The following is a 15,002-nucleotide window of genomic DNA, read 5'->3' as shown; positions in this document are numbered from 1 at the left end:
GGTCTCCTCGCGGACCCGCCGCGCCAGGCCGCGCAGCGCGGCCGCGTCGTCGAGCAGGTGGAGGACCTGGACGTGCTCGTGGAGCAACTGCTTGAACCGCTGCCCCTGCTCGGCTGCGCGTTCCGCGCGAATCCGCTGCGCCACCTGGACTCCCGCCGACCGTGTTCTCCCAGCTCGCCGGATGCTACCGCCGCGCTCGCCACGGCCGGATCCACTGTGCGCTGTGAGGGTCCGCACAGCGCCCCTGACCTGGGCAGCCAGCCGCGCGTCGAGCGGCTTGGCACCGAGCGCTGACGGTCACAGGCTCCGGGCCAGCGCACGACCGGCCGCGCGGCCGGAGAAGATGCAGCCGCCGAGGAAGGTGCCCTCCAGGGCGTTGTAGCCGTGGACGCCACCGCCGCCGAAACCGGCCACCTCTCCCGCCGCGTACAGGCCGGGCAGCGGTGCGCCGTCCGGGCCGATTACCTGCGAGTCGAGGTTGGTCTGCACACCGCCCAGGGTCTTGCGGGTCAGGACGTTGAGCCGCACCGCGATCAGCGGGCCGTGCGCCGGGTCGAGGATGCGGTGCGGCTTGGCCACCCGCGACACCTTGTCGGCGAAGTAGCGGCGGGCATTGTTCACCGCCATCAGCTGGAAGTCCTTGGTGTGCTTGTGCGCGACTTCGCCGTCGCGGGCGACGATCTGCCGCTCGATCTCGTCGTGGTCGAGCTGCGGGCCGCGGGCGATCTCGTTCATGCCCGCCACCAGCTCGCGCAGGTTGTCCGCGACGACGAAGTCCACGCCCTTGTTCCTGAACGCGTCCACCGGGCCCGGCGCGCCCTTGGCCAGCCGGGAGGCCAGGGTCTGCTTGAGGTCCTTGCCGGTGATCTCCGGGTTCTGCTCGGAGCCGGACAGGCTGAACTCCTTGGCCAGGATCGACTGGGTGAGCACCAGCCACGAGTAGTCGTACCCGGTGGACAGGATCTGCTTCATGGTCCGGTTGGTGTCGAACCCGGGGAAGCACGGCGCGGGCATCCGCTCGCCACGGGCGTCGAACCACAGCGAGGAGGGCCCGGCCAGGATCCGGATGGCGTGGTCCGGCCAGATCGGGTCCCAGTTGTGGATCCCCTCGGTGTAGTGCCACATCCGGTCCCGGTTCACGATCCGCCCACCAGCGGCCTCGGTGATGCCGATCATCCGCCCGTCCACGTGCGCGGGCACCCCGGAGATCATCGTCTCCGGGCACGGCCCCAACCGCTCCACCGGCCAGTTCTCCCGGATCAGCTCGTGGTTGTGCCCAATCCCGCCGGAGGCGACCACGACCGCCTTGGCCCGCAGCTCGAAGTCGTCCACCGCGACGCGCGAGGACGCCACCCCGCGGTCGGCGTCGCAGGGCTCCAGCACCGTGCCGCGCACCCCCACCACGGCGCCGTCCTGCACGACCAGCTCGTCGACCTGGTGGCGGAAGGCGAACCGGACCAGGCCGCGCCGCTCGGCGGCCAGCACCGGCTCGGCGAACACCCGGACGACCTCGGGGCCGGTGCCCCAGGTGAGGTGGAAGCGGGGCACCGAGTTGCCGTGCCCGCCAGCGACCCCGCCGCCGCGCTCGGCCCAGCCGACCAGCGGCGTCAACCGCAGCCCGAGGTCGTGCAGGTACTGGCGCTTCTCGGTGGCCGCGAAGCGCACGTAGGCGCGGGCCCACTGGCGCGCCCAGCAGTCCTCGTCGTCGCGGTCGAAACCGGCAGAGCCCAGCCAGTCCTGCAGCGCCAGCTCGTAGCAGTCCCGCACCCCGAGCCGCCGCTGCTCCGGGCTGTCCACCAGGAACAACCCGCCGAGCGACCAGAACGCCTGCCCGCCCAGGTTGGCGCGGTTCTCCTGGTCGAGGACGACCACCCGGCGCCCGGCCCGGACCAGCTCGTAGGTCGCCACCAACCCGGCCAGCCCGCCGCCGACCACGATGACGTCAGGTTCGGTGTCCACGCTCATCCCTCCACGCTGTAGGCCAGCACGACGTGCTCGACCAGGTCGACCCGGCGCCGGTGCGCAGCCGGGTCACCGGGGTCCATCAGGCACTGCACGGTGGTCCCGTCGTGCACGGCGACCAGCGCCTGGCCGAGCGCCACCGGGTCCGGCACCCGCCGCCCGATCCGGTTGAGCAGAGCCTCGATGCCGGGCACGATCGCGGCCGCGATCGCCTCCTCGCGGGCCACCACGACCCGCCGCAGCGCGGGGTTCCGCAGCGCGTGCGCGCTGAACTCGGCGGTCACCCGGTACCACTCGTCGTCCAGCGGGACCGCGTCCAACAGCAGCTCGACTGCGGTGCGGACGTCGTCGACACCGGCCGTCCGCGCCGCGTCGAGCGCCGCTTCGACCTCGGCGACCATCCGGCGCGAGTGCCGTTCCCACATCGCGAGGAACAGCTCCTCCAGCGAGGCGAAGTTGGAGTAGAACGCCCCACGCGTGTACCCGGCGCGGTCGCAGACCTGCTCGATGGTGGAGCGCCCGAACCCCTCGGCGGCGAACACCACCAGCGCGGCGTCGAGCAGCCGTTGGCGGGTCTGCTCCCGCCGCTTGGTCACCCGCCGCTGCGCAGCCACCACCGGAGCCCTCCCTGATCGCGGATGCACGAGCGTATCGGATGCACCGGCGCATCGGAAGGTCTCGGACCAGCGGGAACGCCGACTCCTGGTCAGGGCAGGTGGGCCAGCACGTTGACCACCTCGCCGGTGGGGTCCTCGACGAAGAAGCGGCGCACGCCCCAGGGCTCGTCGGTCAGCGGGTGGACGATGCGCAGCCCGCGGCGCACCGCCTCGGCGTGCGCCGCGTCCACCGCGGCCGGGTCGCCGAGGTCGATGCCGAACCGCGGCTCGGGGACCTCCGTGCCCGGCGGTGAGACGATCAGCTGCGCCGAGGGGTTCTCCGGCGACCGCAGGCACAGCACCGGGTCCTCCATCGCGACCTCGAGCCCGAGCACCTCGGTGTAGAACTCCTCGGCAGCGGCGACGTCACCGGTGAGGTAGGGGATGATTCGCTTGACCATCGCCCTATCCTGGTGCCTCCGCTCCCCCGCCGCTTGTACGAATGGAACCGGTCGAGGCTGATCAGTCCAGCAGCTCGCAGCCTTCGGCCACCACCCGCCCGTGGTGCAGGACGGTCCGGTCGCGACTGCGGTCCATCACCGCCGCGGTCGGTGCTTCGCCCGCCACCAGCAGCAGGTCGGCCTGGTCGCCGACCGCCAGGCCGGGGCGGTCGGCCACCGAGGTCAGGCGCGGCAGCTCGCGGTCGAGGATCGACGCGCCGCCCCGGGTGGCCACCGCCAGGCAGTGCTCGACCAGCTCGTCCGCGCGGAAGCGGTTGGTGAAGGCCAGCTGCCAGGTCCGGTCCAGCATGTCGGCGTTGCCGTAGGGCGACCAGTAGTCGCGCTGGCCGTCCTCGCCCAAGCCCACGCGGACCCCGGCCGCGGTCAGGTCGGTGAGCGGCAGCGAGCGGTGCTGCGCGGGCGCGACCGTGGCCATCGAGACGTCCAGCTCGGCGAACTCCTCCACCAGCCGCCGGGTGGTGCTTTCCGAGACTCCACCGAGGTCGTAGGCGTGCGAGAGGGTGACCAGGCCGGTCATGCCCAGCGCGCGGGTGCGCTCCAGGACCAGGTCGACGGAGAACACCCCGAGCTCGCCCGGCTCGTGCAGGTGGACGTCGACCGGCACCTGGTGCTTGTCGGCCAGCCCGAACAGGACGTCCAGATGGCGCACCGGGTCGCGGTCCAGCGCGCAGGGGTCGATCCCGCCGACCACCGCCGCCCCCGACGCCAGCGCCTCGTCGACGAGCTCCGGGACACCGGGTTCGCGCAGCAACCCGGCCTGCGGGAACGCGATGACCTCCACCTCGCACCGGTCCCGGTGCGCTTCCTTCGCGGCCAGCACGCCCTCGAAGCGCTCCAGGCCGCAGTCGGCGTCGATCTGCGCGTAGCTGCGGACGCGGGTCGTGCCCTGCGCGATCATGCGGCCGAGCGCGTAGGTGGCGCGTTCGGCCACCGACCACTCGGCTTCCCGCCAGTGCGCCCGGTCGTTCATCACCATCGGCCAGATGCCAGGGCTCCCGGTGTGCGGCCGGAACGGCAACCCGAGCCGGTTCGAGTCGAGGTGGCAGTGCACGTCGGCGAACGACGGCAGCACCAACCGCCCGCGCCCGTCCACCACCCCAGCGGGGGCGTCCACTTCGGACTCCAGCGGGGTGACCGCGCTGATCCGCCCGTCCTCGACGGAGATCTCGGCGAGCGCCCCGCCCCACGGGCGGACGTTGGTGATCAGCATGACCCCTCCGGTGTCGCGGTCCACGGGCCAGACCGTAACATTTGGGATACCGGAGCAGGGTCGAACTCCGCACCCGAGGAACGGGTGAACCACCTCGTCAACCCGAATGTGGCACGTGCGCTACCAACCGGACTCCTATACAAGCGCGCACGCCGCCCACTTCGGTATACCAGAACTGACAGACCGCGTGCGGACGTTTCCCCTTGCACGACGCGGGACTTACCGTTAGGAGCGGCACCTCTCCGAGGTGAACCGTGGTCCGGACTTCCACCTGGCGACCGGCGGTGGCACCAGCGTGGAGCAGCAGTCCCGTCGCGCACCGGGCCCCACCAGGCTCACGGCGGGGTCCTACCTCCTCCGACGTCGTGCCCAGGCTGCGATTTCCACCGAAATCCCCTGTCCCACCCCAATGGAAGTTGCGGGCGGTCAGGCGGAGGCGCGCAGCACCCGCACGTCCAGGACGGTGGCGGGCGTCGTCCCGAGCCCGGTGACGACGGTGTGATCAGCCTCGGACACACTGCGCACGCGAGCAGCAGAGTACTGCGGGACTGGTGCCTCCGCAGTGCCCTGCCAGGGCGGGGGTTACTTCACGTGCACCGGGAGGGTGTCCAGGCCGTAGACGATGGAGGCCTTGCGGAACCGCAGTTCCGATGGGGCAACCGCCAGGCGGATGTCCGGGAAGCGGCGGACCAGGGCCGGGTAGGCCGCTCGCAGCTCCATGCGGGCCAGTTCGGCGCCGATGCAGCGGTGCAGGCCGTGGCCGAAGGCCAGGTGGGACGTGGAACCGCGGTCGGGGTCGAACTGCTCCATGCCCGGGCCGAGCACCGCGTCGCGGTCCGCTCCGCTCAGCGAGCACAGCACCACGTCACCCTGCTCGATCCGGGTTCCGGCGATCTCCACGTCCTCGCGGGCGAAGCGTGGGAAGGCCACCTGCACGACGGTGAGGTAGCGCAGCAGCTCCTCGACCAGCCCGGGCACCACCTCGTCGTCGTCGCGGACGCGCTCCAGCAGTCCCCGGTCCTGCAGCAGGACCAGCGCACCCAGCGCCAGCATGCTCGCGGTGGTCTCGAAACCGCCGGTGAGCACGCCGTCGGCGAGTTCGGCCAGCTCGCGGTCGCTGACCTCGTCGCCGTGGTCGCGGATCAGCGCGCCCAGCAGCCCGTCGCCGGGCTCCTCGCGCTGCTTGCGCACGACCCCGTGCAGGTACTCCATCGACTGCGACATCGCGCCCAGCGATGCCCCCACCCCGTCGAAGACGTCGAACCGCGCCACGCTGAGCTGCTGGAACTCCTCGCGGTCGCCGTAGGGCACGCCGAGCAGCTCGCTGATCACCAGCGACGGGATGGGCACCGCGAACTCGGCGACCAGGTCCACCGGCTGGTCCGCGGCGGCCATCGCGTCCAGCCGCTGCTCCACGATCGCCTGGATCTCCGGGGTCAGCCGGGCGAGCCGCCGCATGGTGAACTCCGGGGTCAGCAGGCGGCGCAGCCGGGTGTGCACCGGCGGGTCGGTGAACCCGAGCCCGCCGGGGTTGTCCTCGGCGGTGACGCCCGCGTACCCGACGAGGTTGGTGAAGTCGTTGCTGAACCTCCGGGCGTCGCCCAGCACCGCCTTCGCCTCGTCGTAGCCGGTGACCAGCCAGACGTTGGCCGCGAACGGCAGTGGGAGGCGGCTGATCGGCTCCCGCTCACGGGTCTGGCCGAGCGCCGGGACCGGGTCGAGGCCGGTGCGCTGCAGCGGCATGAGCGCCGCCGCGGGCAGCACGGAGCTCAGCCCCTTCCGGCGAGCTCGCGCCAGGTATAAGCGCGTGAAGATCCCGGTCATCGCGGACCGAAGGCGTCCCACTGTCAAAACCCCCATCGAACTTGGTGTTCCCGAGTCGACCGCCGCCGGTTCCCCGGCCGGATCGGCGGCCCCGCGCCGCGTCCTTGATCCGCAGGCGACCCGCCACTCTACCTTGCCCCGAGCAAGTGTTGCCAAGTGCAACAGTCGGTGGTTGGACCAGTCCACTTCGCACCGCCGGGGCGGTTTCCACCGCACTGGGCGGAAAGCCGGGGCGCTGGTCGGAACCTACACCCGGACGCGGTCCCGGCGTGTCGTGTCCGGAAATCCTGATGAGGTAGAACAAGCACATGGCCCGAGCGGAGATCAGCAGCGACCTGGCGGTCGAGGACGTGGACGCGGTCACCGACGCGGTGCTGACCGCATCCCGGCTGCTGGTGGCGGTTTCGGCGCGTTCGATCGCCGCCGTCGAGGGGTCGCTGACCCTGCCCCAGTTCCGGCTGCTGGTGGTGCTCGCCAGCGCCGGGCCGCTCAAGCTGGCCGCGCTGGCCGAGGCGCTGGGGGTCAACCCGTCCACGGTGACCCGCATGATCGACCGGTTGATCGGCACCGAACTGGTCGACCGGCGGCCGAACCCCACCTCGCGCCGGGAGAACGTGGTTGCCCTGACGCCGAACGGCGCCGACGTGGTGGCCGAGGTCACGGCGCGGCGCCGGTCGGAGATCGCGCGGATCGTCAAGCGGATGCCCGCCGCCGCGCGGCGCGGCCTGGTGGGTGCGCTGGCCGCGTTCACCGAGGCAGGCGGGGAGCCGCCGGTCGTCAGCCCGGCGTACCGGCCGGTCGTCGCGCAGTGGGGCTGAGCCCGGTGTGACCAGCGCCGCGCGGTCGATTCCCCGGGCTCGGCCGATCGGCCGAGCCGGCCATGTCAGGAATCGGCCACCTGACCGATGTGGGCGAGCCGATGAGCCGTGCCGCCGGACCCCGCGGCGAGCGCAGACTTGGCGGCATGAAGTCCCCGATCCCCAACGCCCCCGGCCGCGCTGCGCCGCCGGCCGACGCACCCACGGTGCGCCTCACCGCCTCCTCCGGCGGTCGGCGCATCGGTGAGCTCGACGCGCTGCGCGGTCTCGCGCTGTGCGGAATCCTGTTCGTCAACATCGGGCAGATCCTGTACCTGCGGAGCATCGTCGACCTGCAGAAGCTGCCGATCCCGCACACCCTGGACATGTTCGTCCAGCAGCGCTTCTTCCCGGTCTTCTCGCTGCTGTTCGGGGTCGGGTTCGGCATCTTCCTGGGCAACGCCAGCCAACGCACGGCGCGTCCGCGGGTGGTGCTCCTGCGCCGCCTGCTCGTGCTCGTCGCTTTCGGCATCCTGCACCACCTGCTGCAACCCGGCGAAGCACTGCTGCCCTACGCGGTCTTCGGGTTGGCGGTGCTGCTGCCGATGAGCTTCCTGCCGTGGCAGGCCAACCTCCCGGTCGGTTTGGCCCTGGTGGTGGCCCCGCTCACCTTCACCAGCGGCGGCATGCTGCTGATCCCGGGCCTGCTGCTGACCGGGTTCGCGCTGGCCCAGTCCGGGCTGCCCGGGAAGCTGCAGGACCTCGGCTGGCAGCTGGCCGCGGTGTTCGCGGTCTCCGCGGTCGCCTCGGTCGGGGCTCTCGTGGTGCAGGAGCAGAACCCGCTGAACGCCGGGTTCAGCAGCGCGTCCGCCACCGCCGGTCTGCTGATGGCGGTCGCCTACTCCACCGGGTTGTTCTTGGTGCTGCGGACCCCGGCCCGGCGGGTGCTGTCGCCGGTCCTCGAACCGCTCGGGAAGATGGCGCTGACCAACTACGTCACCGCGACCCTGTTGATCCTCCCGTTCGGACACCTGCTGGAGATGTGGGAATCCACCAAGTGGGAGCTGCTGCTCGCGATGGCCGCCGGGATCATCCTGGTCCAGGTCCTGTGGAGCCGCTGGTGGCTGGCCCGGTTCCAGTACGGTCCGCTGGAGTGGGTGTGGCGCTGCGCGACCTGGTGGCGCGTCGTCGACTTCCGCCGCAGGCCCCGGCCGTTCAGCTCGGCCGCTGACCAACTCCGACGAGGGTCGTGATGTCGAGCTCCTGGATGCCGCGTTCGTCCAGCTGCGCCAGGAAGTCCTGGCGCAGCGCGCGAACCTGTTCGGGAGCCAGCCCCTCGACGGCGCGGCGGAAGCCGCTGCCCAGGACGAACGCCCAGGCGAACTCCGGGGTCAGCGGCACCGCCCGCGCCACGGTGCGCACCGACGGCTCGACCAACCCGATCTCGCCCAGCCAGCTGAGCAGGAGCTCCGGCCGGTTGATCCGCGAGATCGGGTCCGGCGGGCCGTCGCCGGGCCGCCGTTCCTGCGGCCGGTACTGCTCGGCGACGTCGAACAGCGCCTTGCCGAAGTCCTCGAGCGCGCCCGCCCGCCACACCGTGGTGCCGAACTTCCCGCCCGGCCGCAGGAACCCGACGAGGCGCCGAACGGATTCTTCCATGTTGGGCAGGAAGAAGATGCCGAAGGAGCACTGCACGACGTCGTAGGCGTCGGTGCCGTCCGGGAGCTGCCACGCGGTCACGTCGCCTTCGGTGAAGCGGACGTTCGCCAGCCCCCGCTGCGCCGCGAACTTCTCCCCCAGCGCGAGCAGACCGCCCGCCAGGTCCACCGCGTCGACCAAACCGGTGGGGCCGGCTGCGTCGGCCGCTGGGAGCGCCGAGGCCCCGGCTCCACAGCAGACGTCGAGCACCCGGTCCCCGAGAGCTGGTGCCACGTCGGTCACCAGCTCGTCGCCCAGCGGTCCCCACACCAGGGGCGTGCACTCGGCGAACTCCCGGAACGTCGCGCTGAACCGCGCGCCGAGTTCGTCCGCATCCACAGCCGTCCTCCAGAAGTGCCGTCGAGCTCCGGCCACGGCCGGGGTTCCACCATCAGCTGACCACCGAGATTACCTGAAAACGATTCCCGAATTCAGCGGTTCCGGAAGCGCTGATCAGCGAGCCCGGCAGGACCGAACCGGAGCGAAAGCACTGGCGCGTCAGCGGATCGAAGCTCCGGTCAGCGCGGGTCGAACGGGAAGTGCACCTGCCCCAGCCGGGTGCCGGTGCGGGTGATCCAGTAGCGGCGCAGCACGTCCAGCACGACCGAGACCTCCACCGAGCGGATTCCCGGCAGCGCGGCCAGGTCTCCGGACAGGAAGTCGGCGAGGTGCGCCTCCCCGCGGAACACACCCTGGTGGATGACGGTCGCGTTGCCCGCGACCATCGACACGTACCGGGCCGACGGGTGCCGTCCGAGCACCTGCCCCACGGCCTCGGTCGAGCCGGGCTCGGTCGACAACGACAACGTCACCTCCAGGTGGAACCCCAGCAGCGCGGGCTCCACCTCCACGCGCGGGCGAACGACCTGCCGCTCCAGCAGCCCGGCGATCAACCGGTGCGCGGTGGACTGGCTGACACCCAGCGCCCGGGACAGGTCGCTCGACGTCAGCCGCGCATCGGCGTGCAGCAGCCGGGTCGCCTCCCGTTCCTGTTCGGAAAGAGCCTGCGGCTCAACGACTTCCTGCGGCGCGATGCGGTGCGGCGCGAGGGTGGCGCGCTGGGCGTCGTCGAGGCGGTCGACGCGCCAGGCCTCCGCCCGCCCGAACGGCTTGAGCACGAGGTCGGACTGGGTCGACGCCACGCCGGGCACCGAGGGGATGCGCTGCGTCAGCAGGTCCTTGACCGACTCGCGGCGCAGCGGCCGGACGGTGCAGTACACGTCGGCGCGCCCGGTGGTCATCGCGACGTACTGCGCCTCGGGGAGTTCGGCGAGTTGCCGGGCGACGTCCTGCAGCCGCCCGGGTGCGGTGGTGATCCAGACGTGCCGGGGGTGGGTGTCGGAGATCAACGTCCAGTCCAGCTGGCCGATCACCCGCAGCAGCCGCTCGGCGTGCAGGCGCTGCAACCTGCGTCCCACCGTGCTCGGCGAACTGCCCACCGCGTCGGCCAGCGCGTTGATCGGCGCGCGCGGCGCCTCCTGCAACGCGGCCACCAGGTCCAGGTCGAGGTCGTCCAGCACGTAGTCACCACCCACGGCGGGTGATACTACCCCCACTCTCAGCACCGATATCGAATAGATGCGCCACTTAGAACTCCATGATTGACAGATCGCGTCACGTCCGTTTTGAATGACCGCCATCGGCCCAGGGCGGCCGGACAGGACTTCTAGGAGCTCGGTTGACCAACACGGAGAACGCGCGGCCCACCCGGTCGATGTCGCTGCTGCTGGGCTTCCTGCGCGGCGTCGAACGCGTCGGGAACAAGCTGCCCCACCCGTTCTGGCTGTTCACGATGATGGCCGTCGTGGTCGTGGCGCTCAGCGCGGTGCTCAACGCCCTCGGCGCCTCGGCGGTGTCCCCGGTGGACGGCGAGACCATCCGGGTCAAGAGCCTGCTCACCGCCGACGGGCTGGCCACGATCATCGGCGACGCGGTGGAGAACTTCGCCAAGTTCCCGCCGCTGGCGCTGATCATCGTGGTGATGCTGGGTGTCTCGGTCGCCGAGCAGAGCGGCCTGCTCAACGCGATGCTGCGCGGCAGCGTCACACGCGTCCCGGCGAAGTACCTGACCTTCGTCGTCGCGCTGACCGGCATCAGCGGCAGCGTCGCCTCCGACGCCGCCTACGTGGTGCTGATCCCGTTGGGCGCGCTGGTGTTCAAGGCGGTCGGCCGCAGCCCGATCCTGGGCCTGGTGGTCGCGTTCGGCTCGATCTCGGCCGGGTACAACGCCTCGCTGCTGCTCACCCCGACCGACGCGCTGCTGGCCGGGTTGACCACCTCGGCGGCGCACTTCATCGACCCGACCTACGTGGTCACCCCGCTGGCCAACTACTTCTTCTCGATCGCCTCGGCGCTCTTCCTGGCCGTGGTGATCACGCTGGTCACCGAGTTCGTGCTCACCAGGCGCGCCGCGGGGATGACCGCCGACAGCGACGGGCTCGACGAGCAGCTGGGCGAGATGCAGCTCAGCGCGGTCGAGCGCCGCGGCCTGCGTAACGCCGGGCTCACCCTGCTGGCCGTCCTCGTCCTGCTGGTGGCCGCGCTGGCCCCGCCCGCCTCGCCGTTCCGCGGGGAGGACGGTGGCATCCTCAACTCGCCGGTCGTCACCGGCGTCGCCTACCTGCTCGGGGTGGTCTTCCTACTGACCGGCGCGGTCTACGGCCGCACCACCGGCAGCCTGGCCACCGCCCGCGAGATCCCGGGCGCGATGTCCAAGGGCGTCGTCGACCTGGCGCCGGTGGTGGTGCTGTTCTTCGCCGCCTCGCAGTTTCTGGCCTACTTCAAGTGGACCCACATGGGCGAGGTCCTCGCCATCCACGCCGCGGCGCTGCTGAAGTCGGCCAACGTGCACCCGCTGGTGCTGTTCCTCGGCCTGATCGTGCTGGTCACCTGCATCAACCTGGTGATCACCAGTGGTTCCGCGCAGTGGGCGCTGATGGCCCCGATCGTGGTGCCGATGCTGATGCTGCTGGACGTCTCGCCGGAGACGACGCAGGCGGTGTACCGGATCGCGGACTCGGCGACCAACCTGATCACCCCGATGAGCCCGTACTTCGCGATGGCCCTCGGCCTGCTGCAGCGCTACCGCAAGGAAGCCGGGATCGGCACCCTGATGTCGCTGACGCTCCCGATCTCCTTCGCCGTGCTGGTCAGCTGGACGCTGCTGTTCATCGCCTGGTGGGCCCTCGGCATCCCACTCGGCCCCGGCGCCCCGGTGCACTGAGCCGTCCCGATTCGACAGATCTGAGAGGTGAGTTTGTGACGACGACGCTGCTGGCCCGGGCCGAGCAGGAGCTCCCGGAGGTGCTCGCGGACCTGCGCAGGCTGGTGGAGCACGAAACCCCCAGCAACGACAAGCAGGCGCTGGACGCCGGGCTGGCCGACATCGAGCGCTGGCTCACCGAGCGCCTCGGTGAACCGACCGCCCGCCAGCGCCACGACGGCGGCGAGCGCGGCGACGTCCTCGACGTCACCTACCCCGGCACCACCGACGGGACGGTCCTGCTGCTGTGCCACTACGACACGGTGTGGCCGGTGGGCACGCTCGCGGAGTGGCCGTTCACCGTCGACGGCGACCGCATCACCGCACCCGGCTGCCTGGACATGAAGCTCGGCCTGGTGCACGGCGTGTGGGCACTGCGCCTGCTCCGCGAGCTGGACGTCCCGCACCCGTCGGTGCGGTTCCTGCTCAACGGCGACGAGGAGATCGGCAGCCTCGCCTCGCGCCCGCACATCGAGCAGGCGTGCACCGAGTCGACCGCGACGCTCGTGCTGGAGCCCAGCCGCGAGGGCATGGCGAAGATCCGCCGCAAGGGGCTCGGCCTGTTCGACCTGGCGGTGCGGGGCGTCGAATCGCACGCCGGGCTCGACCCGACGGCGGGTGCCAGTGCCATCCACGCCATCGCCGAGCTGATCCCGGCGATCACCGCGCTCGCCGCACCGGAGCGCGGCACCACGATCAACGTCGGACTGCTCAACGGCGGCACCGGACGCAACGTGGTGGCCGGACGGGCGACCTGCGAGATCGACATCCGCATCCAGGACCCGGCAGAGATGGCCCGGATCGACGCGGGCTTCCGCGAGCTGTCAGTGTCCGACGAGCGCATCCAGGTCGAGCTCACCGGCAGCTGGAACCGCCCGCCGATGAACCCGAACCCGCTCTCGGAAAAGCTCTTCGAGCACGCCAAGGCTGCGGCGCAGGAGCACGGCCGAATCCTGCAGGGCACCTCGGTGGGCGGTGTCAGCGACGCGAACTTCGTCTCGGCCCTGGACAAGCCAGTCCTCGACGGCCTCGGCGCGGTCGGAGCAGGCCCGCACTCCCGCGACGAGCACGTGGTCCCGAGCGAATCCCCCGGCCAGATCGCCACCCTGGCCACCCTGATCAGCAACCTCCGCAACTTCTGAGTAGACGGCAGCGCCCGCCTGGCACGAACTCCAGGCGGGCGCTGCCACTCGGTCGTTCCTACCTGTCGAAGCGTCCGTCCTTGACCGCCGCGACAAAAGCCGTCCACTGCTCACGACCGGTGGTTAAGTACCCCGCAGCACGGTTCTTCGTGTCCCGTACCGCCGCACCACCACCGACCCGTCCGACCTCGACGCAATCGCCCTGGTTTCCGCTGAAACTCGACTTCCGCCATCCAGTGGGGGTCATTGCTCCTGCTCCATCCTGTCTGCAATCTCGGCGATGAACGCCGCGCTTGCATCGGTGTCCATCGCGGCGCAGCGGAGAACGTCCGCTGCAGCCTGGTAGTCGCCGACGTCCCTGGCGTCGGTGATCGTAGTGCTGGACCGGTAGTGCTCCAGTTGCACCACGGGCTTTGTTCGATCGAACTCGATCAGGACAAACGGTCCTTCGAGCGCCGGGCTGTAGGTGCGGTTGACCGGGAGGACTTGGATCGAAACGTTGGCGAGTTCCGCCCACTTCTCCAGCTGCCGCAACTGGTCGAGCATGACCGTGTCGTCGCACGGTGGGTGGCGGAGCGCGTGCTCACCGATGATGGCGCAGAACTTCACCGGGTTGCGGGACCTGGTCAACACATCTCGACGACCGAGCCGGTAGTTGACGCGCTGCTCAGCCTCACCTCGGGTGGCACCCGCTCCCAGGATGATGGCTTGGCTGCCGGACCCCTGCCGCAACTTCCGCCGAAACCGCAGTTTCAATTGAAACTGCAACTCCGTTGAGGGGCAAACCGCAGTTTCAATTGAAACTGCGCCTAGCCGAGGAGGTTCGCCTACGGGCGCACGGCTCAGCGCATCACCAACGTGCAACACCTGCTGCTCCCGGGTCTGCTCCAGACCACCGATTACGCGAGAACTCGGTCAGCGCAGCGAGCTGTCGATCAATCCCTGGAGCCACCCAATTGGGGTCAGCGGCGTCGCGCGCGAGTTCGAGAGGTCTGTCCCGTTCAGCACCGGTGACACCGGGTGTGTCAGCACGGCGCTGGTGTCCGCCTCGCTGGGAGTGAGCTTTCCGTTCTCCCAACGAGAAACATGCGTGTGAGAGCGCCCGAGCAAGCTTCCGAGCTTGTGCGTGCTGAGCCCGGCCTCCTTGCGCTTCTGCCGAAGCTCTGCCCCCAACTGCCGTGCGCGGGGCTTTCCGGCTCAGCGTGGCGCCAGCTGCCGGGGTCTATTTGCGGGCGCAGAGGCGTTCGATGATGCCCAGCCGGAATCGGTCGGACTCCTCCACCTGCAGGCCTGCCGCTTCGACCAGCGGGAGGGGGCGGCGGCGGAAGTGCTCGCCGCCGAGGGGGATCGTCACCAGCTCGACCAGTCGCTGGAGGAGCCGCACCGGCCACGGCGAGGCCGACACGTGGTCGAGCAGCAGGAGCTTCCCGCCCGGACGCAGGACGCGCGCCATCTCGGCGATCGCCCGCTTCTCGTCCGGGATGGCGCACAGGCCGAAGGTGCACACCACGGTGTCGAAGGTGGTGTCCGGGAACGGCAGGTCCTGCGCGTCGCCCACGCGCAGGTCCACCGGCACGTCGAGCTCGCGCGCCCGCTGCCGCGCGAGATCCAGCATCCGCGGGCTCCACTCCACGCCGGTCAGCCGGACATCCCCGTAGAGCGGGATGTTGAGGCCGGTGCCGATGGCGACCTCCAGCACCTCGCCCGCCGCGCGGGAGCACACCCACTGGCGACTGCCGCGCGCCATCACCCGCTCGAAGCGGCCCATCACCTCGTCGTAGCCGCTCGCGGAGCGGTCCCAGTAGGCGCGCCACCGATCAGTGCGGTCCCCATCGACGCTCATCCCCCGACCCTACCGACCACGACCGCGATCACGTCCGCACGAAAGGATGATCGACATCCGACCACGGCCACCGGTACCCACGATTCCCGTGCTGGAGCGGCGATTTCCTCGACCATGACGAACCGGGGTCACTGAACCCGCCGATCC

The 15,002-nt window shown here is 70.8% G+C and carries 15 protein-coding genes and 1 pseudogene; 5 read left to right on the top strand and 11 right to left on the bottom strand.

Annotation, left to right across the window (positions count from 1 at the left end; genetic code table 11):
• Positions 1-297 precede the first annotated feature (297 nt).
• The 5 genes from ABT324_RS08340 to ABT324_RS08320 all read right to left on the bottom strand — a co-directional run bounded on the left by ABT324_RS08340 (position 298) and on the right by ABT324_RS08320 (position 6,113).
• Positions 298-1,965, bottom strand: a complete 1,668-nt coding sequence (locus tag ABT324_RS08340) for an FAD-binding dehydrogenase (RefSeq protein WP_351173689.1) — start codon at positions 1,963-1,965, stop codon at positions 298-300.
• On the bottom strand, positions 1,962-2,579 hold the full coding sequence (locus ABT324_RS08335; RefSeq protein WP_351173686.1) for a TetR/AcrR family transcriptional regulator: 618 nt from the start codon (positions 2,577-2,579) through the stop codon (positions 1,962-1,964). Before ABT324_RS08335 ends, ABT324_RS08340 begins: the two co-directional genes overlap by 4 nt.
• A gap of 89 nt (positions 2,580-2,668) precedes the next feature.
• Positions 2,669-3,019 carry a VOC family protein gene (locus ABT324_RS08330; RefSeq protein WP_351173683.1) on the bottom strand — a complete coding sequence of 117 codons (351 nt, stop codon included), beginning with the start codon at positions 3,017-3,019 and terminating at the stop codon, positions 2,669-2,671.
• A gap of 61 nt (positions 3,020-3,080) precedes the next feature.
• On the bottom strand, positions 3,081-4,313 hold the full coding sequence (locus tag ABT324_RS08325; protein ID WP_351173680.1) for an amidohydrolase: 1,233 nt from the start codon (positions 4,311-4,313) through the stop codon (positions 3,081-3,083).
• Between the two features lie 558 nt (positions 4,314-4,871).
• Positions 4,872-6,113 carry a cytochrome P450 gene (locus ABT324_RS08320; protein WP_351173677.1) on the bottom strand — a complete coding sequence of 414 codons (1,242 nt, stop codon included), beginning with the start codon at positions 6,111-6,113 and terminating at the stop codon, positions 4,872-4,874.
• A gap of 308 nt (positions 6,114-6,421) precedes the next feature.
• Between ABT324_RS08320 and ABT324_RS08315 the strand changes: the two genes are divergently transcribed.
• Together ABT324_RS08315 and ABT324_RS08310 are read left to right on the top strand one after the other, a co-directional pair.
• Positions 6,422-6,931, top strand: coding sequence for a MarR family winged helix-turn-helix transcriptional regulator (locus tag ABT324_RS08315; protein ID WP_351173674.1), 510 nt, complete (start codon positions 6,422-6,424; stop codon positions 6,929-6,931).
• A gap of 146 nt (positions 6,932-7,077) precedes the next feature.
• Entirely contained in the window at positions 7,078-8,163 is a 1,086-nt protein-coding gene (locus ABT324_RS08310) for a DUF418 domain-containing protein (RefSeq protein ID WP_351173671.1), read from the top strand.
• Here the strand turns inward: ABT324_RS08310 and ABT324_RS08305 are convergent.
• Positions 8,126-8,947 (bottom strand): class I SAM-dependent methyltransferase, encoded by an 822-nt coding sequence (locus ABT324_RS08305; protein ID WP_351173667.1) that lies wholly within the window; start codon positions 8,945-8,947, stop codon positions 8,126-8,128. The genes ABT324_RS08310 and ABT324_RS08305 overlap by 38 nt on opposite strands.
• Positions 8,948-9,126: 179 nt before the next feature.
• Positions 9,127-10,143 carry an Lrp/AsnC family transcriptional regulator gene (locus ABT324_RS08300; protein ID WP_351173664.1) on the bottom strand — a complete coding sequence of 339 codons (1,017 nt, stop codon included), beginning with the start codon at positions 10,141-10,143 and terminating at the stop codon, positions 9,127-9,129.
• 179 nt (positions 10,144-10,322) lie between these two features.
• Here ABT324_RS08300 and ABT324_RS08295 point away from each other — a divergent pair, with 179 nt between their 5' ends.
• Complete coding sequence (locus tag ABT324_RS08295) at positions 10,323-11,831, top strand: AbgT family transporter (RefSeq protein WP_351173712.1); 1,509 nt, start codon at positions 10,323-10,325, stop codon at positions 11,829-11,831.
• 35 nt (positions 11,832-11,866) lie between these two features.
• Positions 11,867-13,012 carry a M20 family metallopeptidase gene (locus ABT324_RS08290; protein WP_351173661.1) on the top strand — a complete coding sequence of 382 codons (1,146 nt, stop codon included), beginning with the start codon at positions 11,867-11,869 and terminating at the stop codon, positions 13,010-13,012.
• Positions 13,013-13,070: 58 nt separating this feature from the next.
• Here the strand turns inward: ABT324_RS08290 and ABT324_RS08285 are convergent, their stop codons facing one another.
• Both ABT324_RS08285 and ABT324_RS08280 read right to left on the bottom strand, forming a co-directional pair.
• Positions 13,071-13,259 (bottom strand): DUF397 domain-containing protein, encoded by a 189-nt coding sequence (locus tag ABT324_RS08285; RefSeq protein WP_351173658.1) that lies wholly within the window; start codon positions 13,257-13,259, stop codon positions 13,071-13,073.
• A complete protein-coding gene (locus tag ABT324_RS08280; RefSeq protein WP_351173655.1) occupies positions 13,256-13,780 on the bottom strand; it encodes a DUF5753 domain-containing protein in 525 nt (174 codons plus the stop codon). The genes ABT324_RS08285 and ABT324_RS08280 overlap by 4 nt, the downstream gene beginning before the upstream one ends.
• 90 nt (positions 13,781-13,870) lie before the next feature.
• On the opposite strand from ABT324_RS08280, the pseudogene ABT324_RS08275 reads away from it, so the two are divergent.
• A pseudogene (locus ABT324_RS08275) lies at positions 13,871-13,936 on the top strand (hypothetical protein); the annotation flags it as partial.
• Here ABT324_RS08275 and ABT324_RS08270 read toward each other — a convergent pair.
• Together ABT324_RS08270 and ABT324_RS08265 are read right to left on the bottom strand one after the other, a co-directional pair.
• Positions 13,928-14,185 (bottom strand): helix-turn-helix transcriptional regulator, encoded by a 258-nt coding sequence (locus ABT324_RS08270; RefSeq protein ID WP_351173652.1) that lies wholly within the window; start codon positions 14,183-14,185, stop codon positions 13,928-13,930. The pseudogene ABT324_RS08275 and the gene ABT324_RS08270 sit on opposite strands and share 9 nt — an antisense overlap.
• Before the next feature lie 49 nt (positions 14,186-14,234).
• Positions 14,235-14,855 carry a class I SAM-dependent methyltransferase gene (locus ABT324_RS08265; protein WP_351173649.1) on the bottom strand — a complete coding sequence of 207 codons (621 nt, stop codon included), beginning with the start codon at positions 14,853-14,855 and terminating at the stop codon, positions 14,235-14,237.
• Positions 14,856-15,002 lie beyond the last annotated feature (147 nt).

Source organism: Saccharopolyspora sp. NPDC000359 (assembly GCF_040300525.1).
In the GTDB taxonomy this organism is placed as follows: Bacteria; Actinomycetota; Actinomycetes; order Mycobacteriales; family Pseudonocardiaceae; genus Saccharopolyspora.
Note: the sequence above shows the minus strand (reverse complement) of the source record. Positions and strands in the feature narration are given on the sequence as shown.